At 65.8% G+C, this 23,821-nt stretch carries 21 protein-coding genes; 5 read left to right on the plus strand and 16 right to left on the minus strand.

Annotated elements, in window-relative coordinates; all coding sequences use genetic code 11:
* Positions 1 to 5 precede the first annotated feature (5 nt).
* From FYJ91_RS03515 to FYJ91_RS03575, 13 genes are all read right to left on the minus strand, one after another.
* Positions 6 to 764, minus strand: coding sequence for a hypothetical protein (locus FYJ91_RS03515; RefSeq protein ID WP_246152385.1), 759 nt, complete (start codon positions 762 to 764; stop codon positions 6 to 8).
* A complete protein-coding gene (locus FYJ91_RS03520; RefSeq protein ID WP_149520877.1) occupies positions 725 to 1,108 on the minus strand; it encodes a nuclear transport factor 2 family protein in 384 nt (127 codons plus the stop codon). The genes FYJ91_RS03515 and FYJ91_RS03520 overlap by 40 nt, the downstream gene beginning before the upstream one ends.
* A 14-nt stretch (positions 1,109 to 1,122) precedes the next feature.
* The gene (locus FYJ91_RS03525) at positions 1,123 to 2,322 is read right to left on the minus strand and encodes a CaiB/BaiF CoA transferase family protein (RefSeq protein ID WP_149520878.1); all 1,200 of its coding nucleotides are present in this window, start codon (positions 2,320 to 2,322) and stop codon (positions 1,123 to 1,125) included.
* Between the two features lie 5 nt (positions 2,323 to 2,327).
* Complete coding sequence (locus FYJ91_RS03530) at positions 2,328 to 4,199, minus strand: hydantoinase B/oxoprolinase family protein (RefSeq protein ID WP_149520879.1); 1,872 nt, start codon at positions 4,197 to 4,199, stop codon at positions 2,328 to 2,330.
* 15 nt (positions 4,200 to 4,214) lie between these two features.
* Complete coding sequence (locus FYJ91_RS03535) at positions 4,215 to 6,266, minus strand: hydantoinase/oxoprolinase family protein (protein WP_149520880.1); 2,052 nt, start codon at positions 6,264 to 6,266, stop codon at positions 4,215 to 4,217.
* Positions 6,267 to 6,269: 3 nt separating this feature from the next.
* A complete protein-coding gene (locus tag FYJ91_RS03540) occupies positions 6,270 to 7,178 on the minus strand; it encodes a hydroxymethylglutaryl-CoA lyase (protein ID WP_149520881.1) in 909 nt (302 codons plus the stop codon).
* Between the two features lie 196 nt (positions 7,179 to 7,374).
* A complete protein-coding gene (locus FYJ91_RS03545; protein ID WP_149520882.1) occupies positions 7,375 to 8,013 on the minus strand; it encodes an isochorismatase family protein in 639 nt (212 codons plus the stop codon).
* A 12-nt stretch (positions 8,014 to 8,025) separates the two neighbouring features.
* Positions 8,026 to 8,622, minus strand: coding sequence for a 3-isopropylmalate dehydratase small subunit (leuD, locus tag FYJ91_RS03550; protein WP_149520883.1), 597 nt, complete (start codon positions 8,620 to 8,622; stop codon positions 8,026 to 8,028).
* The gene (leuC, locus tag FYJ91_RS03555) at positions 8,619 to 10,019 is read right to left on the minus strand and encodes a 3-isopropylmalate dehydratase large subunit (RefSeq protein ID WP_149520884.1); all 1,401 of its coding nucleotides are present in this window, start codon (positions 10,017 to 10,019) and stop codon (positions 8,619 to 8,621) included. The genes leuD and leuC overlap by 4 nt, the downstream gene beginning before the upstream one ends.
* Positions 10,020 to 10,023: 4 nt before the next feature.
* Positions 10,024 to 11,046 (minus strand): zinc-dependent alcohol dehydrogenase, encoded by a 1,023-nt coding sequence (locus FYJ91_RS03560; protein WP_149520885.1) that lies wholly within the window; start codon positions 11,044 to 11,046, stop codon positions 10,024 to 10,026.
* Positions 11,046 to 11,792, minus strand: a complete 747-nt coding sequence (locus FYJ91_RS03565; protein ID WP_149520886.1) for a cupin domain-containing protein — start codon at positions 11,790 to 11,792, stop codon at positions 11,046 to 11,048. The genes FYJ91_RS03560 and FYJ91_RS03565 overlap by 1 nt, the downstream gene beginning before the upstream one ends.
* A gap of 2 nt (positions 11,793 to 11,794) precedes the next feature.
* Positions 11,795 to 12,583: a maleate cis-trans isomerase family protein gene (locus tag FYJ91_RS03570; protein WP_149520887.1), complete on the minus strand. Its 789-nt coding sequence runs from the start codon at positions 12,581 to 12,583 to the stop codon at positions 11,795 to 11,797.
* Positions 12,580 to 13,773, minus strand: coding sequence for an FAD-dependent oxidoreductase (locus tag FYJ91_RS03575; RefSeq protein ID WP_149520888.1), 1,194 nt, complete (start codon positions 13,771 to 13,773; stop codon positions 12,580 to 12,582). The genes FYJ91_RS03570 and FYJ91_RS03575 overlap by 4 nt, the downstream gene beginning before the upstream one ends.
* A 161-nt stretch (positions 13,774 to 13,934) precedes the next feature.
* Here FYJ91_RS03575 and FYJ91_RS03580 point away from each other — a divergent pair, with 161 nt between their 5' ends.
* Positions 13,935 to 14,735 carry a helix-turn-helix domain-containing protein gene (locus tag FYJ91_RS03580; protein WP_181008323.1) on the plus strand — a complete coding sequence of 267 codons (801 nt, stop codon included), beginning with the start codon at positions 13,935 to 13,937 and terminating at the stop codon, positions 14,733 to 14,735.
* 138 nt (positions 14,736 to 14,873) lie between these two features.
* Here the strand turns inward: FYJ91_RS03580 and FYJ91_RS03585 are convergent, their stop codons facing one another.
* Positions 14,874 to 16,088 (minus strand): MFS transporter, encoded by a 1,215-nt coding sequence (locus FYJ91_RS03585; RefSeq protein ID WP_181008324.1) that lies wholly within the window; start codon positions 16,086 to 16,088, stop codon positions 14,874 to 14,876.
* Positions 16,089 to 16,244: 156 nt separating this feature from the next.
* Here FYJ91_RS03585 and FYJ91_RS03590 point away from each other — a divergent pair, with 156 nt between their 5' ends.
* Complete coding sequence (locus FYJ91_RS03590) at positions 16,245 to 17,108, plus strand: isocitrate lyase/PEP mutase family protein (protein WP_149520891.1); 864 nt, start codon at positions 16,245 to 16,247, stop codon at positions 17,106 to 17,108.
* A gap of 33 nt (positions 17,109 to 17,141) precedes the next feature.
* The gene (gene hisD, locus FYJ91_RS03595; protein WP_149520892.1) at positions 17,142 to 18,461 is read left to right on the plus strand and encodes a histidinol dehydrogenase; all 1,320 of its coding nucleotides are present in this window, start codon (positions 17,142 to 17,144) and stop codon (positions 18,459 to 18,461) included.
* A 148-nt stretch (positions 18,462 to 18,609) separates the two neighbouring features.
* On the opposite strand, the gene FYJ91_RS03600 is transcribed toward hisD, so the two are convergent.
* The gene (locus FYJ91_RS03600; protein WP_149520893.1) at positions 18,610 to 19,344 is read right to left on the minus strand and encodes a cupin domain-containing protein; all 735 of its coding nucleotides are present in this window, start codon (positions 19,342 to 19,344) and stop codon (positions 18,610 to 18,612) included.
* A gap of 165 nt (positions 19,345 to 19,509) precedes the next feature.
* Between FYJ91_RS03600 and FYJ91_RS03605 the strand changes: the two genes are divergently transcribed.
* Together FYJ91_RS03605 and FYJ91_RS03610 are read left to right on the plus strand one after the other, a co-directional pair.
* Entirely contained in the window at positions 19,510 to 20,253 is a 744-nt protein-coding gene (locus FYJ91_RS03605; protein WP_181008325.1) for a cupin domain-containing protein, read from the plus strand.
* Between the two features lie 4 nt (positions 20,254 to 20,257).
* A complete protein-coding gene (locus FYJ91_RS03610) occupies positions 20,258 to 21,634 on the plus strand; it encodes an SDR family NAD(P)-dependent oxidoreductase (RefSeq protein WP_149520895.1) in 1,377 nt (458 codons plus the stop codon).
* 35 nt (positions 21,635 to 21,669) lie between these two features.
* Here FYJ91_RS03610 and FYJ91_RS03615 read toward each other — a convergent pair whose 3' ends face one another.
* Complete coding sequence (locus FYJ91_RS03615) at positions 21,670 to 23,646, minus strand: flavin-containing monooxygenase (RefSeq protein WP_149520896.1); 1,977 nt, start codon at positions 23,644 to 23,646, stop codon at positions 21,670 to 21,672.
* Between the last annotated feature and the right edge of the window lie 175 nt (positions 23,647 to 23,821).

Raw genomic sequence — 23,821 nt, forward strand, 5'->3', positions numbered from 1 at the left:
CGGGCTCAGCCGACATTGCTGACGCGCTTAAGCTCCGATCGCAGGCGTTCCTCGTCGAAAGCATGCTGCGCGAACGGGCCGTCACGTTCGACCCAGAACAGGAAAAGATGTGCCGACCATTGGTTGGGATTGGGTTGGGTCCGGCCGTGGCGCAGATCGATCCCGCGGTACAGGACGGCATCGCCCGGCTGCATCGCGACGGCGGACGACGGCTCGTCCCCGAAATCGTCGAAGCACGGACCTTCGCCTTCCACGGGTATCGACCCGACTTCCAGCGGCCACGGCAGATCATCGCTGTAAACGAGCGTGAGTGACACGCTGTGTTCGCACGACGGGCGATCCGAATGGACCCGGCAGATGTCGCCCTTCTGATAGACGCGAAAATAGTCGTAGCTCGGCAGCAGGTCCGCGCCGGTCAGCTCGCTCACAATCGGCGTCAGACCCCACAGGAAGGTGGTCAGCGGCCGATAGAAATGGCCGGAGATATCGACGGTCTGCTGGCGCGACAAAGGATGCGACTGGGCAAATAGGTTGAAGGATTTGCCCGCCGCCGAGAGATCGATCTGGATCTGCTTGAAGAGGTTGGAAGCGACCTCCGGAGGGATCAGCCCCCTGATCGTCGCGTAGCCGTCTTTCCGATAATCGCCTTCGATTCGCATGCGGCCCTTTAGCCCGTTTTTTTCCGCTTTCGAACCCGGACTTGTGCGGTCCCCGTTTGGAAACGTCAGGTCAGCGTAAGATACACCTCGGCCTCGATCATCCACGCCGCGCCCGCCTGCCGCCATTTCGCGGTATAGTCGCCGCTGGCGATGAGCCGGTCGCAGACGACGCCCTGCCAGGTCCCATGCTCGAACGCGATCGGTTCGACCGACGACGCGATCACCCGCTCGGGCGTACGCGTGTAGATGACGCGCTCGGGCGCGGCGAATTCACGCTTCCACGCGAGGAGTTGCGCCTTGCGGCCGGATATCAGCGCGCTGTCTGTGCCGGTGACGAGAATGGCGTCGGGCGCGAGCAGCGGCCCGATCGTGGCAAGATCCGCCTCGGCGAGCGCGCGGTTGAAGGCGGCTCGGGCGAGGCGGATGGAAAGGTCGGCTTCGGTCGTCATGACCGAAGCCCCTATCAGATCGCCCCTTGGGCTTTCAAACCCGCAATCTGATCGTCGTTCATGCCGAGCAGAGCGCCGAAAACCTCGGCATTGTGCTGACCGATCTCGGTCGGCGCGGTGGTGCGGATGCTGCTGGGCGTGTCGGACAGGCGCGGGAAGGCGTTCTGCATCTTGAACTTGCCCCAGCGCGGGCTGTCGACCTCGACCAGCGCGTCGCGGGCGGCGAAGTGCGGATCTTCGAGCATCTCGGCGGCGCGGTAGATCTTGCCGGCGGGGATGGAGTGTTCGATCATCAGCGCTTCGAGCTGGTCGACCGTCAGCGTGCGGGTCCAATCGGCGATGATGTCGTCCAGCTCGCGCAGGTTGTTCGCGCGGGCGACGTGGGTGGCGTAGCGCGGGTTCTGCGCCAGTTCAGGCTGGCCCATCGCTTTGGCGAGGCGCGCGAAGATGCCGTCCTGATTGGCGCCGATCAGATATTCGCCGTCGCTGCACGGATAGACGTTGGAGGGGGAGACGCCCTCGAGGATCGATCCGGTGCGCTTCCGGACGTGTCCCGAGATCATATATTCGGGGACCAGGCTTTCCATCACCTGCAGCACGGCCTCGTAGAGCGCGCTGTCGACGACCTGGCCCTTGCCGGTGGTCTGGCGGGCGTGGAGCGCGGCGAGCGCGCCCATGCAGCCATAGGTCGCGGCGAGGCTGTCACCGATCGAGACGCCCATGCGGCTGGGCGCGCGATCCGGATCGCCGACGATGTAGCGCCATCCGCCCATCGCCTCCCCGATCCCGCCGAAGCCCGCGCGGCTCGAATAGGGGCCGGACTGGCCGTAGCCCGAGACGCGGACGATGATCAGGCGCGGGTTGATCGCGTGGAGGGTTTCGGGGCTGAGGCCCCATTTCTCCAGAGTGCCGGGCTTGAAATTCTCGATCAGGATATCGGCGTGGGCGACCAGCTTGCGCACGATCTCCTGCCCTTCGGGCACGCGCAGATTGGCCGAGACCGATTTCTTGTTGCGGGAGACAACCTCCCACCACAATTTCTCGTCGCCGTGGCCCCAGTTGCGCATCGGATCGCCCATTTCGGGCGGCTCGACCTTGATGATCTCGGCGCCCATGTCGCCGAGCAGTTGGCCGCAGAAGGGGCCGGCAATGAGCTGGCCCATTTCGACCACGCGGATGCCCTTGAGGGCGCCATTGTTCGTCACTTCGGTCATCCGCCTTACTCCGCTGCGACCGCGAGGTGACGCCACACCGGCTGCTGCGGCGCGGGCAAGCCCGTTTCGGCTTCGCAGGTGGCGCGCAGTTCCTCGATCGAGCCGCCATGATCGAACAGAGGCAGCGGATCGGGCGAGGTCATCTCCGTGCGCAGCATTGCCGTTGCGGCGTCGTCCACCGCGCCGTCGACGATCACCACGCCATAAGCGCGCGCGCCTTCGACGGTGACGAGGCCTTGGGCGACTTCCTTCGCGACCAGCGCCGGATCGCGCTGGAGCGGATCGCCCCAGCCGCCGCCGCCCCACGTGATGAAGTGGAGCATGTCGCCCGCTTCGACGGCCATATTCTCGAGCTTGTTGCCGACGATGGTCTGGGTGCCGTCGGCCTTTTCGAGGATCTTCCTGGCGCGCGCGCCCGGCTTGCCGCCGTTGACGCCCCACGGCTTGGTGAACCAGCGATCGTCGTGGATCGCGATCGTGCCCGGCTCGGTGAAGCGGTAGGTCATGTGGATGCCGTTGCCGCCGCGGTGGAGGCCCGCCCCGCCCGAATCCGGGGCGGTCTCATAGCGTTCGATGACGAGCGGGAAGTAACGCTCGAGGAATTCGTTGGGCACGTTGGTGAAGCCCGGCCACAGCGAATGGCCGTCCGGCCCGTCACCCATCGGACGCCCCGGAATGCCGCCGAACCCGATCTGGAACAGCTGGAACCACTGCCCTTCGCCATCCACGCCCGAATAGAAGAGATGGGGCGAGGAGGAGAAGCCGGCCGCGTTGAGGAATTCCGGGGTCTTCTGCCCCAGCAATCCGCCCAAAATGTCGAAGATGCGGCCGAGCGCGTGGGTGCGACCCGAGAGCGCGGCGGGGTAATTCGGCTTGAGGAGCGAACCCTTGGGAATGCGCACCTCGATCAGATCGTAGAAGCCGTCGTTGAACAGGATCTGCGGATCGAAGACCATGATCATGTAGATGCCGAAGAACATCTTGAACATGTTCTCGTTCAGGAAGAAGTTGATCGCGGCCGGGCTCTGCGGATCGGTGCCGTCGAAATCGAGGATGACGGTCTCGCCCTCGCGCCACATCGAACATTTGATGCGGTACGGGCCGAAGCCCATACCGTCATCGCAGATGAAGTCCTCGAAGCTGACCGGCGCTTCGCCGATCGAGGTCGAGATGAGGTGCTTCATCGCGCGATAGTTGCGCGCGAGCAGCTCCTCGGTCGCCGAGACATAGACGTCCTCGCCGAAGCGGACCGCCATCTCCTCGATCCGGCGCGCAGCGACGCGGCACGAGGCGATGAGCGCGTTCAGATCGGCCTTGCACCAATCGGCCTTGCGCGACTGGTGCATGATCAGGCGGACGAGATCGGCGTTATAGACGCCCTTCGAATAGATCTTCACCGGCGGGATGCGCACGCCTTCCTCGAAGATCGAATGCGCGTCGATCGGCATCGAACCGGCGACCTTGCCGCCGATGTCGCTCTGGTGCCCGAACATCGCGGTGAAGGCGAGCAGGCGGCCCTCGCGATAGACGGGGAGCAGCACCATCCAGTCGTTCGAATGGCTGATCGCGCCTTCGACCGAATAAGGATCCGACATCATGAACATGTCGCCTTCCTCGATCGTGCCTTCATAGCCGGCCAGGAAGCCGCCGATGAAGCTGCCGAACTGGCCGACGATCATGCGGCCCTTATGGTCGGCGATCAACGGGAAGGCGTCGCCCTGTTCGCGAATGCCGGGCGACATCGCGGTGCGGACAAGGGTGGCGTCCATTTCGACGCGCGCATTGCGCAGCGCGTTTTCGATGACCTCCAGCGTGACCGGATCGATCGGCTTCGACGCGAAGGGGGCGGGATGGGTTTCGATGATCTGTGCGGGCATCTTCTATAGCCTCCTTCAGGCGGCCGGATTGATCAGGATGTTGCCGACGCGGTCGACCGTGGCGACGCAGCCGCCCTCGATGAGCGTGGTCGAGTCCATCTCGATGACGATGGCGGGGCCGGGGATGACGTCCCCCTGCTCCAGCTTCGCGCGGTCGTAGATCGCGCCGGGGCGGAAATCGCCGTCGAGCCAGATCTGATGATCGCGGATCTTGGCCTGCGCGGGATCGCCGTCGCCGACCGGCAGATCGGCCGCGGGCAGATCGAGCGTCGCGCCCATCGCGACCGCACGCAGGTTCACCAGCTCATGCGGGCTTTCCATGTTGAAGGTGAAGAGGCGGTGATGCTCCTCGTCGAAGCGCGCCTCGACGCCGGCAAGGCCGTCACGGCGCAGCGTTTCGGGATCGATCGACAGCGGCACTTCGAACGCCTGCCCTTCATAGCGGACGTCGATTTCGAACTGTGCGGTGATCTCCGACGCCGGGATGCCGTCATCGGTCAGCTGCTTCTCCACCTGCGCGCGCATCTCTTCGAGGATCGCGATGACTTCGGCCTCGTTGGTTTCGACGAAGCGCTTGGAGAAGCTGCGCGCGGTCTCGGTGCGGGTGCGGGTCGTCGCGTCGCCCAGCGCGCACAGCACGCCCGGCGAAACCGGCGATACGGCGGGCCAGCTGCCCATCAGGCGCGCGACGGCGTTCACATGGAGCGGACCGGCGCCACCAAAGCCCATCAGCGCGAAGTCGCGCGGATCGTAACCCTGCTGGACCGAGATCATGCGCAGCGCGCCGAACATATTTTCGTTCACGATATCGATGATGCCGCGCGCGGCTTCGTAGAGGCCGATGCCCAGCGCGTCGGCGATCGTCTGGACCGCCGCAATCGATCCTTCGCGATCGAGCTTGAAGGTGCCGCCGAGCAAAGCCTCGGGGAGATAGCCCAGCACGACGTTCGCGTCGGTCACGGTCGGCAGCGTGCCGCCCTTGCCATAGGCCACCGGCCCCGGCACCGCGCCCGCCGACTGCGGGCCGACGCGCAGCGCCTTGGTCAGTTCGGGGACATAGGCGATCGAACCCCCGCCCGCGCCCACCGTCTTGACGTCGAGCGCCGAGGCGCGAACCGCGAGGTGGCCGACCTCGGTAGTCCGCACGCGCCGGGCTTCCAGGTTCTCGATCAAAGCAACGTCGGTCGAGGTGCCGCCGACGTCGAGCGTCAGGATATTCTTGATGCCCGCATTCTTGCCGACCCAGAGCGCGCCGGTGACGCCGCCCGCAGGCCCGGACATCAGCAGCGACACCGGATGCTGTTCGGACATTTCCGACGACATCAGCCCGCCGTCCGACCGCAGCAGCGACAGGCGCCCCGCCATCCCGCTCTCGCGCAGCTTGGAGCGCAGGTTGCGGACGTAGCGGCCGACCACCGGGCGCACCGCGGCGTTGGCAACGGTCGTCAGCGTGCGCTCATATTCCTGCATTTCGGGCAGGACTTCATGGCTCAAGGAGACGGGAATGTCGGGCATGATCTCGGCCGCCAGTTCGGCGACACGCTTTTCATGCGCGCCGTTGAGATAGGCGTTCATCAGGCTGACCGTCAGTGCCTCGACGCCCTGGGCCTTCAGCTTCTCAAGCTGCGCGCGGATATCGGCATCGTCGATCGCTTCGATCTCGTTGCCGCGCGCGTCCAGACGTCCCTGGATCTCGAACGTGTCGAGCAAAGCCGCCAGCGGCTCGGGCTTCGGCCAGATGATCCAGCCCGCAAGCCCCCCCGGCACGAAGCTGCGCGCGATCTGCATGATCTGGCGATAGCCGCGCGTGACGATCAGGCCGACGCGTGCGCCCTTCCCTTCCAACACCGCATTGGTCGCAACCGTCGTGCCGTGCAGGAAGGTCTCGATATCGGCGGGCGTGATCCCCGCCTTCTCGCAGATCGCCGTCACCCCGTTCAGGATGCCAACCGAAGAGTCGGCCGGGGTCGACGGCGTCTTGTGCCGCCAGAAGCTGCCCGATTCCTCCTCAAGAAGAAGCAGGTCGGTGAAGGTGCCGCCTACGTCGACGCCCAGACGATATGCCATGTCTCAGTTGCTCCGGATATTCTGCGGAAAGCCGCCGGCGCGGGCGACCATCGAAGGAAGTGGCTTGCGCATCACATCGGTGAACCAGCGGTTCGCCGCGATCAGCGCGTCGAGATCGAGCCCGGTCGCCACACCTGAGCGATCGAGCAGATAGTGGACGTCCTCTGTGGGAACGTTGCCCGCTGCGCCCGGCGCGAAGGGGCAGCCGCCCAGCCCGCCCAGCGAGGCGTCGATCGTGGCGGCTCCCACCTCCACCGCCGCCCAGACGTTCGCGAGGCCGGTGTTCCGGGTGTTGTGGAAATGGCAGCGGACGGGAATGTCGCCGATCGCATCGCGGACGCGGCCGATCAGGTCGGTTACCTGCGACGGTACCGCGACGCCAATCGTGTCGGCCAGCGCGATTTCGCGGGGGTTGGCGTCGGCGAGACGCTTTGCCATTTCGACGACATGATCGGGCGAAACATCGCCTTCAAACGGACAGCCGAAGGACGCGCCGATCGTCACCTGCGCGCTGCGCCCTTCGGCGAGGCCGAGGCGGATGATGTCGCGCGCGACATCGACCGATTCGAACGCCGTCTGCCCCTGGTTGCGCATCGCGAAGCTGTCGGTCGCGACGCACACCGCGCCCAGTTCGTGAACCTTGGTCGCCAGCGCCCGTTCGGCGCCGCGCACGTTGAGGACGAGGCCGATATAGGTGACGCCGTCGATGTCGGGCAGGCCGGCGATCACCTCTGCGGCGTCGGCCATCTGCGGCACCTTCTTTGGGTTGACGAAGCTTGCCACCTCGATCCGCCGGACACCCGCGCTCACCGCACGGCGAACAAGCTCGATCTTGTCCACAGTCGCGACGACGACACTTTCATTCTGAAGGCCATCGCGCGGGCCGACCTCGACGATCTCTATGCTGGTCATGCCGGGTCTCCCTCCCAAGGCGGCGCGCGGCGCCACCGTCCAGGGAAAGAGTTTTGCGTGGCGCGCCCGTATGACGGAACGGGGTCAAAGGGCTTTGTTCGCCTGGCGGACATGCATGTTTCGACCGCAACGGAAAACGCCGGACAAGGGGACCAGCCCTCGCCCGGCGCTACGCCCTCCTGCGGGTGTTCGAACGTCAGGCGCGCCTGGCGGCGAGCCCATTAAGGTGCGCGATCGTCTCGGCTTCGCTGACGACGTCGGCATATTTGGCGTTCATGTCGAACAGATTCGCTTCATGCGGCGCGGGGTGGCGGTCGCCGCAGGCATCGGCGATCACCGAGGTCCGGAAACCGTGCGACATCGCGTCGACGCAGGTCGCGCGCACGCAACCGCTGGTCGAAACGCCCGTCAGCATCACGCCGTCCACGCCCATCGCCGTCAGCGTCGAGGCGAGCGAGGTGCCGAAGAAGGCGCTGGGATATTGTTTCGAGACGATCAGTTCGTCGGCCTCCGGCACCAGCCCCTTGGGCCATGCGCCCATCGGATTGCCCTGAAGGAAATAGCGCAGCGGCTTCGACTTTTCGAAGAAGCGGCCGCCGTCGAGCGCGAGCGGATGATAGACGACGTTGGTCAGGATCACCGGCACGCCCGCCGCCCGCGCCGCTTCGCGCACGCGCAGGGTGGAGAGGAGCGAGGCGTCCGATCCCATGTAGAGATCGCATTCGGGATTGAAGTACGCCTCGACCATATCGATCACGATCAGCGCCAGCTTGTCGCCGAAGCCGACGCGACGCCCGAAGGCGCGGGCATAGTTTTCGGACAGGTCGTCGCTCATCTTTCTCGTCCTTCAGTAGAGCCAGGGCTGGGCGCGGCGCTGTGCGGCCTCGAACCCATCGATGTCGGTGGTGGCGCGGGCCATGATCGTGTCGATCTCGTCCCAGCCGTTGAGCAGGCGTTCCTTGGCGGGCGCGTCGATATCGAACGCGATCGAGATGTCGCCGCGCCCGACGCGCTGCGTCGGAAGGTCGACGCTCAGCGCGCCCTGCGCGGCGGCATCGGCCAGTTGGCCGATCGCCTCGCGGCCCAGCCGGATCGCCAGTACGCCATTGCGCAGGCAGTTTGCTGCGAAGATTTCGCCGAAGCTTTCGGCAACGACGCAGGTGATGCCCGCGCCCGCGAGCGCCCACACCGCCTGCTCGCGGCTCGATCCGCAACCGAACTCACGCCCCGCCAGCACGATGCCCGCGCCGGCCGCAAGCGCCGGATCGACCGGATTGTCGACGGGCTGATCCTGCGCATCGAAGCGACGGTCGTAGCAAAGGTACCGGCCCAGCCCGTCCTTCTCCATGATGAGCAAGAAGCGCGCCGGGAACAGCACGTCGGTGTCGATCCGATCCTCTATCAAAGCGAGTGCGGGGGCTTCGAGCGTGGTGAACGGCTTCATACCAGATCCCGCACGTCGACGAGGTGGCCGGTGACGGCGGCGGCGGCGGCCATGGCCGGGCTCATCAAATGGGTGCGCCCGCCCCGGCCCTGACGGCCTTCGAAATTGCGGTTCGACGTGGCGGCGCAGCGTTCGCCGGGGGTCAGCCGATCCTCGTTCATCGCGACGCACATCGAACAGCCCGCCTCGCGCCATTCGAAGCCCGCGTCGCGGAAGATGCGGTCGAGCCCTTCGGCTTCGGCCTGATGCTTGACCGGGGTGGAGCCGGGGACGACGAGCGCGCGGACGTTCGGTGCGACGCGGCGGCCGGCGGCAACCTTCGCGGCCTCGCGCAGATCCTCGATCCGGCCGTTGGTGCAACTGCCGATGAAGACGCGGTCGATCGCGATGTCGGTCAGCGCCGCGCAGGCCGTCAGGCCCATATAATCGAGCGCGCGACGCTGCTGCGCCTTTGCCGCCTCGGTGGGCGCGGCTTCGGGATCGGGCACGCACCCGCCGATCGCGGCGGCGTCCTGCGGGTTGGTGCCCCACGTCACCTGCGGCGCGAGGTTGGACACGTCGACCGTCAGGGTCGCGTCATAGACGGCGTCGGCATCGCTCGGCAGCGTGCGCCAGTAATCGACGGCGGCGGCGAAGGCGTCGCCCTGCGGCGCATAAGGCCGCCCTTCGACCCATGCGAAGGTGGTCGCGTCCGGCGCGACGAGGCCGATGCGCGCGCCCGCCTCGATCGTCATGTTGCACAGGGTCATGCGCGCGGCCATCGACATGGCCGACACCGCCTCGCCGCGATATTCGACCGCATAGCCGGTGCCGAAGCCCGCGCCGAAGCGGCCGATCAGGTAGAGCGCCAGATCCTTCGCCCCGACCCAGGCCGGCAGTTCGCCCTCGATCCGGACCTCCATCGTCTTGGCGCGCGTCTGGACGATGCACTGCGTCGCCAGCACCGTCGCGCAGTCGCTCGCGCCGATACCGAAGGCCAGCGCGCCAAAAGCACCGTGGGTCGAGGTGTGGCTGTCGCCGCAGGCCAGCGTGATGCCGGGAAGCGTGAAGCCCTGTTCGGGGCCGATCACATGAACGATGCCCTGGCGTGGATCATCGAGCGCGATGTGCGGCAGGCCGAAGTCGTGCGCATTCTCCGCGAGCCGCGCGACCTGCGCGGCGGCAAGGCCGGTCAGCGCCTCGCTGCGCCCGTCGCTGGGCACCGCATGATCGGGCACGGCGAGGTTCACGTCGGGCCGGCGCGCGGGGCGATCGCGGTCGCGAAGGGCGAGGAAGGACTGGTGGGTACTCACCTCCTGCAACAGGTGGCGATCGACATAGAGCAAAGTCGATCCGTCGCCCATGTCGGCGACGACATGCGCGTCCCACAATTTGTCGTAGAGGGTGCGGCCCGCCATCGGCTTATCGGGCGATCTTGATGATCACGCGGCCGACATCCTTGGCCTCGTCGCCCGTCAGCAGCGCGAAGGCGTCCGCCGCCTGTTCGAGCGGGAAACGCGCGCTGATCGTCGGGGAGAGATCGAGCTTGCCTTCCGCAATCAGCCGCAGCGCGCGCGCCTGATCCGGGCCGCCGCGCACGCCGACGACGTGGAGTTCGCGGTTGACGATATCCCAGTTGGTGACGGGCAGCGCGCCGCCGCCGGTCAGCGCGATCGTGGCGCCGGGGGCCGCGACCTTGAACGCCTGCTCCATGCCCCATTCGGTCGCGGAGGTTTCGACGATACCAGCAAAGCCACCGGGAAAGGCTTCGAGAACCGCCGGCGAGACATCCTCGCCATGCGCATTGATGCGGAACACGCGCTCGGCGCCCAGTTCGCCCGCCATGCCGGCCTTGGCGCCGCGCCCGCCGATGGCGATGGGCTTGAGGCCGATTGCGCGGGCGGTGGCGATCGCGCCATGCCCCATCGCGCCGACCCCGACGATCGCGACCGGCGAACCTTCGGGCAGGCCAAGCTTGTCGAAGGCGTTGAGCGCGTCGACCAAACCGGTGATCATCGCCGCCGCCTCATCGCTGACGCCATCGGGCATCACGCACAGCTTGCGCACCGAAACGAGCGCATAATCCTGCGCGCAGATCTGACGGACGTAGCGGCCGAGATCGGGCGACAGGCAGAGGTTGGTGCGGCCCGCCGAACAGTTCGCGCAGGTGCCGCAATTGTCGAGCGACTGCGCGGTCACGCGCTGGCCGACTTCGAAGCCCGTCACATCCGGCCCGAGCGCCGCAATCTCCGCCGAGAAATCGGCGCCGATGCCGATCGGATATTCGGTGACGTAGCGCCCGCCGCGATTGAGATAGACGCCCAGACAGGTGCCGTAGGGCGAATAAGCCAACACGCGCACCAGCACCTCACCCGGACCGGGCGTAGGAATAGGGATGTCGTCGATCCGCAGATCCGCCGGACCGTGTAGTCGTGCCGCTCGCATTACTGACGGCCAAACTGCCAGACGAGGACGGTGCAGCCCTTTGCGGAGCCGGTCGCGCCCAGCAGCGGCGTATCCGCCTCACCCGACGTATAATCCTGCGGCACGAAGTCGCCCGCGGTGCCATCGACCGAACCGGCGAGGATGAACGCCTCCCAATCCGCACCCAGCACCGGCGCCGTGCCCTGCCAGCCGGCGGGGATTTCGGCGATCAAAGTGCGCGCGCCCGACACCGGATCGGCGCTGAGCGGCTTGATGCCCCATTCGGCCGGAAAGGCTGCGTCGGGGCCTGCCGCGACATCGGCGACCGGCAGGCTGAAGACGTGGCCGCGCGGATCGTTCGATTCCGGCAGCGGATATTCCTTCGGCTCGGCCGGTTCGTGGACGAGATTGAGGACGAGGACGCCGTCGCTGCGGGTCAGCGCCATCGCGCCGATATGCGACTTTTCATCATGGCCGTGGACGATATGCGCGGGGCGATAGAAATAGTCGCCCTCCTTCCAATAATGCACGTCGTCGAGCGTGACCGATCCTTCGAGGATGAACACTTCCTCGACCGCGTCATGATAATGGGCGACGCCACCGCCGCGCCAGTTCTCGGGAATGCCGACGATCGACGTGACATGCCCGGTCGCCTCGTCGAGGCCCAGCAGGCGGCGGCGCAGGCCGTGCTTGCCCAGCGGCTCCCAGGGCATTTCGGACGCGCGAACGCGCTGAAGCGGCTTCTCGGTCTTGCGCATCACGCCCATGATCAGAATTCCTCCATCAGACGGCCGAAACCTTCCTTGCGATCCATGACGCCGTTGGCGCGCAGTGCGTGCCAATAGGTCGCGGTGTTGATTGCGATCACCGGCTTGCCGAGCCACAATTCGGCCGCCGCCGCGATCCGCATCGCCGACACGTTGGTGCCGCACTGGATCAGCGCGTCGACATCGTCGCCGTCGAGCGCCTTGAACGTATCGCGGATCGTCTCGGGCGTCTGCTCGGCGATCGACAGCCAGGACGGGCACTGCAGCGGAATGTCGCGCACCGTTTCATAGCCGTGGTCGGACAGGAAGTTGCTGACCTCGGCATTGGCGGTCGGATAATAAGGCGAGAAGAACGCCACCTTCTTGATGTTCTGCCCGTACGCCTTGAGCGCCGCGACCACCGACTCCGCGCCGGTCGACACGCCCAGGCCCGAGACCTGCTCGACATTCTGGCGCCACTTCACCGCGCCCTCGGCGCCGCCGAAGAAGGTCACGGCCGACATGCCCATGACCAGATAATCGGGCGCGCAGGTCAGCACGCCTTTCACCGCGTCGATCGTGTTGTGGCTGATCTCCCAAGCGCCGGCCATGAAGCTCTCGTTCGACACCGCCTTGGCATTGTCGACGACGATGCGGCTGTAATGGTTGGTCACGCCTGCGGGGCGAAGGTCGTCGAAATCGGGCTGGACGATCGTGTTGGTCGACGGGCCGAGCACGCCGAACTTATAGCGATAGCCCTGAACGTCCTTGTTGCGACGCTCAACGGGGGGTGCGATCTGAAGGTCGGTCATTGGACGCTCTCCGCTTCCTCGAGGCTCAGGAACATCGCCTGGCGCAGCAGATATTGCCGGCGCAGGTCAGGGTCGGCATGGAGCGCGGCCATGCGCTCGCGACGAACCTTCGCCGCCTCGCCCGCGCCCTGCTCCATCAGCGCCATATTCTCGATGGTCTGCGCCTGGATGAAGCTGTGCGTCACGGTGCGCCGCTGGCGCTCGAACAGGCCGAGCAGGCTCGCGTCGCCGCCCTTGCGCAGGATGCGGTGCAGCTTGTCGGCCAAGTTCCACGCATCGTGGATGCCGCTGTTCATGCCGAAGCCGCCCATCGGGCTGTTGAGGTGCGCGGCATCGCCGACGATCGCCATACGGCCCTTCAGGAACTTGTCGGCCACGCGCTGATGCACGCGGTAGATCTGGCGATAGTCGGTGACGACCGGCCGATCGCCCACGATCCGGCGGAACACGTCGGCCGCCTTCGCGTCGGACGTCAGCTCCTCGTTGGTCGCATCGCCGTCCGCCGGCACCAGCACGCGCCAGAATTTGGGCACGCGCAGCAGCACCAGCCACTCTTCAGGATCGGAGATGTAATTCACGTAGGACAGATCGGGGACGACGTCCTCGATCGGGAACTGGGTCGACATGCTGAGGAACTTTTCCTCATAGGTGAACCCGCCGAACTCGGCCCCGACCAGCTTGCGCACGATCGAGCGCGATCCGTCCGCGCCGACCAGGAACTTGGCCGCGACCTCGACCAGCTGACCATTCTGCTCGATCGTGGCGATCACCTCATCGCCATTGTCGCGCGCATCGATCAGCGGCGCATTGAACAGCACCTCGACATTGGCTTCACCGGCCAGCCGCTCGGCAAGCAGGTTCGCCATGAAGAACTGCTCGCACTGAAGCCGGAACGGATAGCGGGTGCGATCGGCGACTTCGCTCAGGTCGAACTCGAGCCGCTCGCCGCTCTGCCGATCGCGCCACTGATAGACGGGCGCCTTCAGCCCCTGCGCGATCAACGGCTCGGCGACGTCGATCTCATCGAGCATCTCGAGCGAGGCGGCATGAAAGGTCGAGGCGCGCAGATCGTTCGCGCAGGACGACTCCGCTTCGCACAGCATCACCGACAAACCCAGCGAAGCCAGTCGCGCCGCACATACCGTCCCGACGGGGCCGGCCCCGACCACCAGAACTTCGACTTTACGCATCTATGCCCACCCAAGTCTTCTGTATGTCACACCCCGGCAATGGCATTCGGTTGCGCAATGGCGCCAATGAGTTGCGCTATTTGTTCGCCTGGCGGACAGTGCCTTACGGGCGTAGTCGCCCACGCTTGACTCGGGTTCGACGGAGGGGAACCTTTCAACGCATGGAAGACGACCAGAAGGCCGAAAAAGACGGGTCCATTCGCGCGATCAGCCGCGCCATAGCGGTGCTGCAGGCGATCAATCGCAACGGCGCGCTGACGCTGACCGAGATCGCCGACAATGCCGGCATCCCGCACCCGACAGCGACCCGGATCGTCCGAACGCTTCTGGAGGAGCGGCTGATCGAGCGTGAGCCTTCGCGCAAGCGCTATCGCCCGACCGCCCTGATCCAGACATTGTCGTGCGGATTTCAGAATCACGATCGTCTGGTGAGCATTTCGCGCCCGCACATCACCCGGCTGACCCGGCTGATCGACTGGCCGATCAGCGTGGTGACGCGCGTCGGCCAGGCCATGGTGGTGCGCGATTCGACCAGCGCGCTCACCTCGCTCACCTTCAACAATTATTATCCGGGCTGGCAGGTGCCGCTGCTGCCATCGTCGTCGGGCCGGGTCTATTTCGCCTTCGCCTCGCCCGACGAGCAGGAGGAATTGCTCAAGGCCTATCGCGTCAACCAGCGCGGCGTCGACAACCTCACCCTGCGCGAGTTCGAAAGCGGCGAGGCGACTGCGAAGATCCGGCGGCAGGGTTATGCCGCCGCGACGCGCACCCAATATTCGGCCAATCCGGGCAAGACATCGTCGATGGCGGTGCCGATCTTCGAAGGCGAACACCTGCTGGGCGCGCTGACGATGGTGTTCTTCGCCAACGCTTTGTCGATCCCCGACGCGATCCGCCGGTTCCTGGAGCCGCTCAAGGATTGCGCGAAGGCGATCGGCGACGAGATGGCGGCGGCGGAGTAACCCCCCCTCCCCGCCCTTTCATCGTCATTGCGAGGAGCCGCAGGCGACGCGGCAATCCAGGCCCGCACTAGAGTTAGGTCGCGAGCCTCTCCAGTGCGGGCCTGGATTGCTTCGCTACGCTCGCAATGACGAGGTGTGTTAGACGAGCGCCGCCCGCTTCAACGCCATCGCCTCGCGCCGGAAGAACAGCCCCGCAACCAACGCCACCACGATTAGCGCGCAGCACAGCATGAAGGCAGGCTTGTAACTGCCGAAGTGGTCGTAGAACACGCCCGCCAGCCACACGCCGCTACCCGATCCGATCGCTTCGAGCACGATGAACCAGCCGGTGAGCTGCCCCAGCTTCGGCCCCGCGAAGAAGTCCGCGATCACGACCTGGGTCAGCACATAACAACCCGCCCAGCCGAGGCCGAGCAGCACCAGCCCCGGCCAAGCGAAAGCCGGCTTGCTGATCGTCAGCAGGATCGCGCCGCCCAGCAGCAGGACGTGCTGCGTCGACCACACCGTCTGCACGCCCCAGCGTTCGGCCGCAGCGCCGACCGCCACCTTGCCGACCAGACCCAGAGTGAACACCACCGTCATCCCCGCCGCCGCGGTGCGCGGGCTCAGCCCGATATCCTGCAGGTGGAGGAACAGGTTGAGCAGGAAAGCGGTCGATCCGAAAAAGGTGCCGAAGGTCGCGACGATCAGCAGGATCACGCCCAGACGGCTACGCGGAGTCGACGCCATCGAAACAGGCGCGACGAGAACCTCCGCCGTCGGATCGGCGGCCCCACGCGGCGGGCGGATCAGGAAGGCCGCGACGGGCAGGATCAGCAGCGGCACGATCGACAGCGAAGCGAGCAGGTGCCGCCAGTCCATATGCTCCTGCGCGAGCACCATCAGCGGCGGGAACAAGGACGCGCCGATGCTGGTGCCCGACAGCGCCACCGACGTCGCAAAGGCCCGACGCGTCTCGAAACGTTCACGGATCAGCAGCACGATGATCACGACGTGCGAGCTGGCGAAGCACAACCCGAACAGGACGTAGAGCGCATAGATCTGCCCGATCGTCGCGGCTTTGCTATAGGCGTAGAGCGTGGCCGACATCAGCAGCAGTCCGGCGATCACGATCCGGCGCGGCGCGATATGGCGGGTCAGGATGCCGATCCCAAGGCCCGCAAGCCCCGACGACATCAGGAAGATCGTCTCGCGCAGCTTCAGATCGCCGCGCGAGATGCCGAGATCGGCGAGCAGCGCCTTGTCGAGCGTCGGCAAGCCCGAACTGATCGTCCCGTGACAGATCGTCATCACCAGCAGCAGGCCGCAGACCAAAGTCCATCCGCGTCGATCGGTCCCGCTGTTCATCGTCATAGTGCCGCCCATCCTAACATCGGTGTCACACTATGACGATCGCGCGACAAGGACACAGCGTCTCCCACTTTGTCCGCCAGGCGAACATGCCTCCGACGCACCGTTGAGCGCGGCTGCGACGCGATTAGCCAGACGGTCATCCGAGGGAGAGATTTGATGGCCGATCCGAAACTTGCCGAGATGCTGCGCGCGGGCCACTTCGTCGTGGCGCCGGGCATTCAGGACATGATCACCGCGGTGATCGCCCGCGAGGTCGGCTTCGACGCGGTCTATGGCAGCGGCTATTGGCTGACGGCCTCCGCCTACGGCCTGCCTGACGCGGGGATCGCATCGGTCACGCAGATGACCGACCGGATGGCGACGCTGGTCCAAAGCTCGAACGCGCCGGTCATTGCGGACGCGGACACCGGCTATGGCGGTCTCCTGAACGTCCACCACACCGTGCGCGGCTATGAGGCGGCGGGCGTTACCGCGATCCAGATCGAGGATCAGGATTTCCCCAAGAAGTGCGGCCACACCCCGTTCAAGCGGATCGTACCGATCGAAGACATGGTCGAGAAGATCAAGGTTGCGGTCGACGCGAAGCAGAGCGCCGACTTCCTCGTCATCGCGCGCACCGATGCGATGCAGAGCGAAGGGCTCGACGGCGTGCGCCGCCGGATGGACGCTTATGCCGCCGCGGGCGCCGACATTCTGTTCCCCGAGGCGCTGACGACCGAGGAGCAGATGCGCACCTTCTGCGCCGGGGTCGACACGCCCGTCCTCGCCAACATGGCATCGGGCGGAATCACCCCGATCCTGCCGCCCAAGCAGCTTGAAGAGATCGGCTTCGCGCTCGCGATCTTCCCGGCGCTGACCAGCCTGGTCGCGGCGGCCGCGGTCGAGGATTGCCTGCGCACGCTGAAAGGCGGCGACGGCTCGGGTGGCGAACGCCGCCTGTTCGATTTCAAGCAATTCTGCTCGCTCATCGGGTTCGAGGACGTCTGGGCCTTCGAACGCAAATGGGCGCGCCCCGAATAATCCAAAAGCGATTTCCCAAGGAGTTTCCGTAACATGGCTATCTGGCTGAAGCGCGGCGCGAAAGCCGACGAGAAGAAGGCGATCGACGCGAGCGTCCGCGAGACCGTGGAACGCACGCTGGCCGACATCGCGGCGCGCGGCGACGCGGCGGTGCGCGAGCTTTCGCAGAAGTTCGACAATTGGTCGCCCGAGAACTTCATCCTGTCCGACAAGGAAAAGCAGGCGTGCCTCGACCAGCTGACCGCGCAGGACCTGAAGGACATCGAGTTTGCGCAGACACAGGTCCGCAACTTCGCGCAGATCCAGCGCGACAGCATGAAAGACGTCGAGGTCGAAACGATGCCCGGCGTGATCCTGGGCCACAAGAATATCCCGATGAACGCGGCCGGCTGCTACGTTCCGGGCGGTAAGTACCCGCTGCTGGCATCAGCGCACATGTCGGTGATCACCGCCAAGGTCGCGGGCGTGCCGCGCGTGATAAGCTGCGCACCGCCGTTCCAGGGCAAGCCCGCTCCCGCGATCGTCGCGGCGCAGGTGATGGCCGGCGCCGATGAAATCTACGTCCTCGGTGGCATCCAGGCGGTCGGCGCGATGGCGCTGGGCACCCAGTCGATCGCGCCGGTCGACATCCTCGTCGGCCCGGGCAATGCCTTCGTCGCGGAGGCCAAGCGCCAGCTGTACGGCAAGGTCGGCATCGATCTGTTCGCCGGCCCGACCGAAACGCTCGTCATCGCCGACGAGAGTGTCGACGGCGAACTGTGCGCCACCGACATCCTCGGCCAGGCCGAACATGGCCCGGACAGCCCCGCCATCCTGCTCACCACGTCGGAGAAGCTGGCGCGCGAGACGATGGCCGAGATCGAGCGCCTGCTCCTGATCCTGCCGACCGCGCCGCACGCCCGCCGCGCGTGGGAGGATTATGGCGAGGTGATCGTCGCCGAAAGCGACGAGGAAATGGTCCGCATCGCCGACGAGATCGCGTCGGAGCATGTCCAGGTCATGACCCAGGATCCCGACTATTTCCTCGACAACATGACCAATTATGGCGCGCTGTTCCTCGGCCCGCGCACCAACGTGTCGTACGGCGACAAGGTGATCGGCACGAACCACACCCTGCCGACCGGCAAGGCGGCGCGCTATACGGGTGGCCTGTGGGTCGGCAAGTTCCTGAAGACCTGCACCTATCAGAAGGTCACGACCGACGCCGCGTCGGCGATGGTCGGCGAATATTGCAGCCGCTTGTGCTCGCTCGAAGGCTTTGCGGGTCATGGCGAACAGGCCAACATCCGCGTCCGCCGCTACGGCAACCGCGACGTCCCCTATGCGGGCCGCGCCGAGCCGGTGAACGCGTAAGCGATTGGGGAGAGGGCAACGCTCTCTCCCCTTCTCCCCACCTCGTCATTGCGAGAAGCCGAAGGCGACGAAGCAATCCATTCCGAACTGCCGAGTGGATTGCTTCGCTATGCTCGCAATGACGATGATTTTGTGGACGACGCCCCCCTCAGGGCCGCGTGATGCCCGGTTCCAGCGTGATCGCCCACGGGCCATCATGCCATTCGAGCAGCAGGCATCCGCCCACGCTCTGCTCGCCGAAGCCGTGAATACTGTAAGCGGGGTTCCACAGGAACGAGCCCGCCCTCATAGGGCGGGTGTCGTCGGGCTGGATGTCGCCTTCCAGGCAGAAGATCTCCTCCTGCACCGGATGCCAGTTCGGCCCGCCGCCCTTGAAGCCGCCGGGGACGCGCAGCAGCCGCGTGTCGGCGCCAGTCAGCGGATCGAGCCACAGCACGCGGCGTTCGAACCCGGTGAACGGCTTGCCGCCGATGACCGGCGTGAACGGTTCGATCGCGAACACGTCCTCGTTGACCTCGAAGATCGGCGCGCGTTCCGCCGACTGTTCGCACGGCGCATCGAAGATGGCGATCAGTTCGCATCCCTCGTCCGATCCACACGCCGCCACATAACCGCCGCCGATCACGATCCACGCGCCCGCCGCAAGGCTGCGCCCGTCGATCTCGAACCGGCCAGAACGGACATAGATCTGCGTAAGCGGCGCATCGCCCGCCGTGCCGCTCCATCCCGCGGGAAGCGCGATCAGGCCGCTGCGCAACGATCCGTCGTCGAGCCGGCGCAGCGCGCGCACCTGCGCCGGACTGCCCCAGCCCTCGAACGGCTCGACCCCGATCTGATGATCGTGCCGGCACTCGGAAATATCGACGCGAAAAGTCTCGATCACCGCACTGCCCCTATGCGATTCCGGAAAGCCTGCCCTTGGTCGTAGCGATCGCAAATGGCGAATCCGTCCCAATGAACCGTCGCGTGGCGAACAAACGGCCAATCACCCTGTCCCACCCTCGCGGCCATGATAATGTCATATCACTGGAAATTGGGAGACTTGCCAATGCGGCCGCGGATCGAGGCTCTGGATGTGGATGCGATGGACTGGGCGTCGCTCGGCCCCGCAGGTCTCTACAGCAAGATGCTGAGCCGCGACACCGAAACGGGCGCGCGCACCGCGCTGCAGCGGCTGTGCCCGGCGGACAATTACGAGCCGCCCAAGGTCGCGCATTATCACCACACCTATGAAGAGATTCTCGGCGTCGCGGGCGATTTCAGTTTCGACAGCCGGCTGTGGGTGAAGCCCGGCACCTATGTCTTTCATCCGCCGCTGACCGTGCATGGTTTCAAGAGCGCGATCCGCGAGGAATCGCTGTTCCTGTCGCGCGTCGGCCGCGATCTCGATTTCAACTTCGTGCCTGAGCCGCTGAAGGCCGATCTCTACACCGTCGAAGGCGCCACCCCGCCCCGCGCGCCGACCGCGATGCGCGATCCGGTGGCGGACAAGGGCTGGACGGTCACGACCTTCCTGGGCGGCACGGCTGAAGTCTGCGTGCTCAGCACCGATCCCGATACAGGTGAAGGCACCGCCTTCGTGAAGCTTCCCGCCGGCTGGACGAGCAGCGTCGGCAGCCTGCCGACCTATCTCGAGATGTTCGTGATCGAAGGCGGCCTGGCGGTCGACGGCGGCGAGACCGGCCCGCGCCACGCTTACTTCTTCTATCCCCCCGCCGACGCGATCAGCGCGCTGGCGACGACCGGCGAGACGCAGCTCTACGTCAATTTCGGCGCGTCGATCGGGTTCTGAGACGATGGCGACCGCGCTCCTGTCCAACGCCGGCACCCGTTTCGGCCTGATCGCCGCTGAGTTGCTGGCTGGCCGGCGCGATCGGCTGATCCTCACGGTCGATCGCGATTGCGATGCGGGACTGCGCGACACGCTGGGGGCTCTGGCGGGTGCGGAGATCATCGAGGCCGATTGCGCTGTCGAGGCCGACTGGGATCGGATCGCGGCATTGATCGGCGATGACGCGATCGACCTGCAAGTCCACTGTCCACCCGCCGCGCTGGGCGACGTGAAGGCCGAGGTCGCTCTCCATTCGGCTTGGCTCGCGGCGCGCAACGCCAACCGGCTGATGCGCGGACAGGGCACGTTGCTCGTCCAATATCTGACCGTCGAACCCGGCAAGCCCGCCCCCGAACTCGACGCCGGCGCCAACGCCTTCACGCTCGCGTTGTCGGGCGCCCTGCTCGACGCGACCAAGGCCGGGCTGACGCTGCGATCGAACCGGCTGGGCTTCCCCGCATCGGCCGACCCCGCGCATGTCCGCGCGGCGACCGAGCTGCTGATCGACGATCGCAGCCGCTTCATGACCGGCGCGGTCATCACGCTCGACGGGCGCGGCGCGACGGGCGCGGCATCGCCTCGGCTCGAAGGGAAGACAATTCTGATCACCGGCGCGACATCGGGCATCGGCCGCGAAACCGCGATCGAGATGGGGCGCCTTGGCGCCTTCGTCGCGGTCGGCGGGCGCAAGCAGCCGCTGGCGCAGGAGACGCTCGATCTGGTGCGCGCCGCAGGTGGCGACGGGATGACCGTGTCGCTCGACGTCACCAGCAAGGACGCCTGGACCGCCGCGATTGCGGCTGTGATCGCCGCGCGCGGCGCGATCCACGGCCTGATCAACAATGCGGGCGAGCAGAAGAACCGGACGATCGCCGAACTGGCGCAGGCCGATCTGCAATTCCTGACCGACATCAACTATCGCGGCATGCGCACCGGCATGGACGAGGCGCTCCACCCGATCGCGGCGAGCGGCGGGGGCGCGATCATCAACATCGCATCGGTCGCGGGCATCCGCGCCGGCTATGGCGCGTCGGCCTATGGCGGATCGAAGGCGGCTATGATCGGGCTCAGCCTGGCCTATGCGCGCGATTTCGCGTCGACCGGCGTGCGTGTGAATGCGCTGCAGCCCGGCTTCATCTGGAGCGACAGCGTGGCGGATTCGATGGGGGCCGAAGGCGCCGCCGCCTTCCGCGCGATGATCGAGCCGCGCACCCCGCTGGGTCGCGTCGGCGCGCCCGACGATGTCGCGGGCATGATCGCCTTCCTCCTGTCCGACGCCGCCGCCGCGATCAGCGGTCAGGCGATCACCGTATCGGGCGGACTGGAACTGACCTTCCCCTGACGCGCATGTAGGCGATGTCGATCCGCCGTCGCCGGTCAGGCGACAGCAAGATCCGCGCCGAAATAGGGTGATATCCCGGCATCCGCCACACGCGGCCCGTCCCTGACCTGCGCGGGATCGCGCATCCATCGCCACATCCGACGGATGTCGATCGGTCCGTTTACGGCGGACCTTCCGAACTCGTTCTGGTAGTAATTCTGCGCGCGCTTATCGATGTACAGCATATGCCGTTCCTCGCGGTCGAGCTCTTCCGCGAACTTCCAATAGCCGTCCGCCGTAACTTCGACCGATTTCTTGTTCTGCTCGATCAGCCCGGCGACCGAACGCACCGCAAATTGCACGGCGAGCTCCAACAGATCGATCACGTGGAAGCCACCGAAATTGTTCGAATGCGGCCCGTAGGACATGAACAGGTTCGGGAAACCGGGCAGCATGGCGCCGAGATAAGCGCGCGGGCCATCCTTCGCCCACAGATCCTCGATCCTGGCGCCGTCGCGGCCGCGGACCTCCATCGGCCATAGGAAATCGTTCGCCTTGAACCCGGTGGCGTAGAGAAGGATGTCGACCGGATAGTCCTTGCCACCCGCGCGGACGCCCGTTGGCGTGATGCGTTCGATGGGATCGCTGACAAGCGCAACATTGTCCCGCAGCAACGCACCATAGACATTGTCGTTGGGGTCGACGCGGATCGGCCGTGACGAGAGCGGCGGCGTCGGCGGGATCATCTTGTCGATCAGTTCCGGCCGGCTCGCGAGCTGCTTGTTGATATATTCGACGCGATTGTCGCGGACGAGCTTGTTGGCGGCGCTGCGCGCATGGTCGTCGACATAGTGCGGGTCGGCGCGACAGCCGCTCATCACCGAATCCGGATGGCGCAGAGCGTTCAGCCGCAGCCGTTCGAAGTTCAGATAGAAGGGAATGTTCTTTTCGAGCCACAGAAGCTGGTTCGGCGTCGGCTGCAGATATTCCGCATCGTCGAAACACCAGTTCGCGGTCCGCTGAAACAGGTACGTCTGCTCTGCCGTCTTCGCGATCACCGGCAGCGTCTGATAGCCCGACGCACCCGATCCGATCACCGCGACACGCTTGCCGTCGACGCTCAATCCCTCGGGCCACTGCGCCGAATGGCAGGCCGTCCCTTCGAAACTCTCCATCCCCGCAATGGTGGGAAGCTGCGGACGCGACAGGAAGCCGACACAGCTGATGACGGCGTTGACCCGCACGTCGTGTGCGCCGTCCGGCCCCTCAGCGCGGATGCCCCACATCTGCGCCGCGTCATCCCAGGTCATCGCCTTGACCTCGGTGTTGAAGCGGGTGTGCTCACGCAGGCCGAATTCGTCGGCGATCCATTTGAAATATTTAAGCTGCTCGTCACGCGCGCAGAAAGCGAGCGGGAAAGGATAGTTGATTCCGAACTGGTGCGAATAACCCCGGCTGGCCGTATCGACACGCGCACCCGGATAGCGGTTTTCATACCAGGTGCCGCCCACCTCCGCATTCTTTTCGAACACGATGAAGGGAATGCCGGCATGCTTGAGCTGCACTGCCGCGGCGAGCCCCGAAAGCCCACTGCCGACGACCGCGACCAGGAAGTCCTTGCGCGCTTCTGGCGCGATGCCGCTCGACCAATGCACGCCGCGCTGCATCGGATCGAAGGCGGCCTGTTCGATCCACAGATCGCGCTCGACCTCTGGCAGTTCATAGCCCGCAGTCATGCTCAGGCTTTTCAGCAGCCGTTCCTGCGGCCCCAGATCGGCGTCGGTGGCGCCTTGGTCCCGGCGGGATCGCAGATAGGTGATCGCCTTGGCACGCAGCAGATCGACGTCCGCGACGCTTTCGACATCGCTGATCGTCAGATCCTCACGCTTGCTGCGCGCCATAGCCATGTTGGCCAGATCGTCGTCGCCGGTGAGTTGATAGAGGACCCCCCGCAAGACCATCGGATCCGCGTGGGACACGGCATCTTCGATGACGGCATCGGTCGAGGCAGCGAGATCAGGAATATTGCTCATGAACCGATGCTATGTCAGCTCGATTCAGGCGTCAATATTGCAAGTTTAATATTGCAATAGCGATATTTATGGCAGCGCGGAGTGGCCGCTTTTCCGCCGAAAACAAAACAGGCCGCGATCGTGGGGACGACCGCGGCCTGCCTTGGAAGAACATCCGGCGGGGGAACGAGGCCCG

It is taken from the genome of Sphingomonas montanisoli (assembly GCF_008274695.1).
GTDB lineage: Bacteria > Pseudomonadota > Alphaproteobacteria > Sphingomonadales > Sphingomonadaceae > Rhizorhabdus > Rhizorhabdus montanisoli.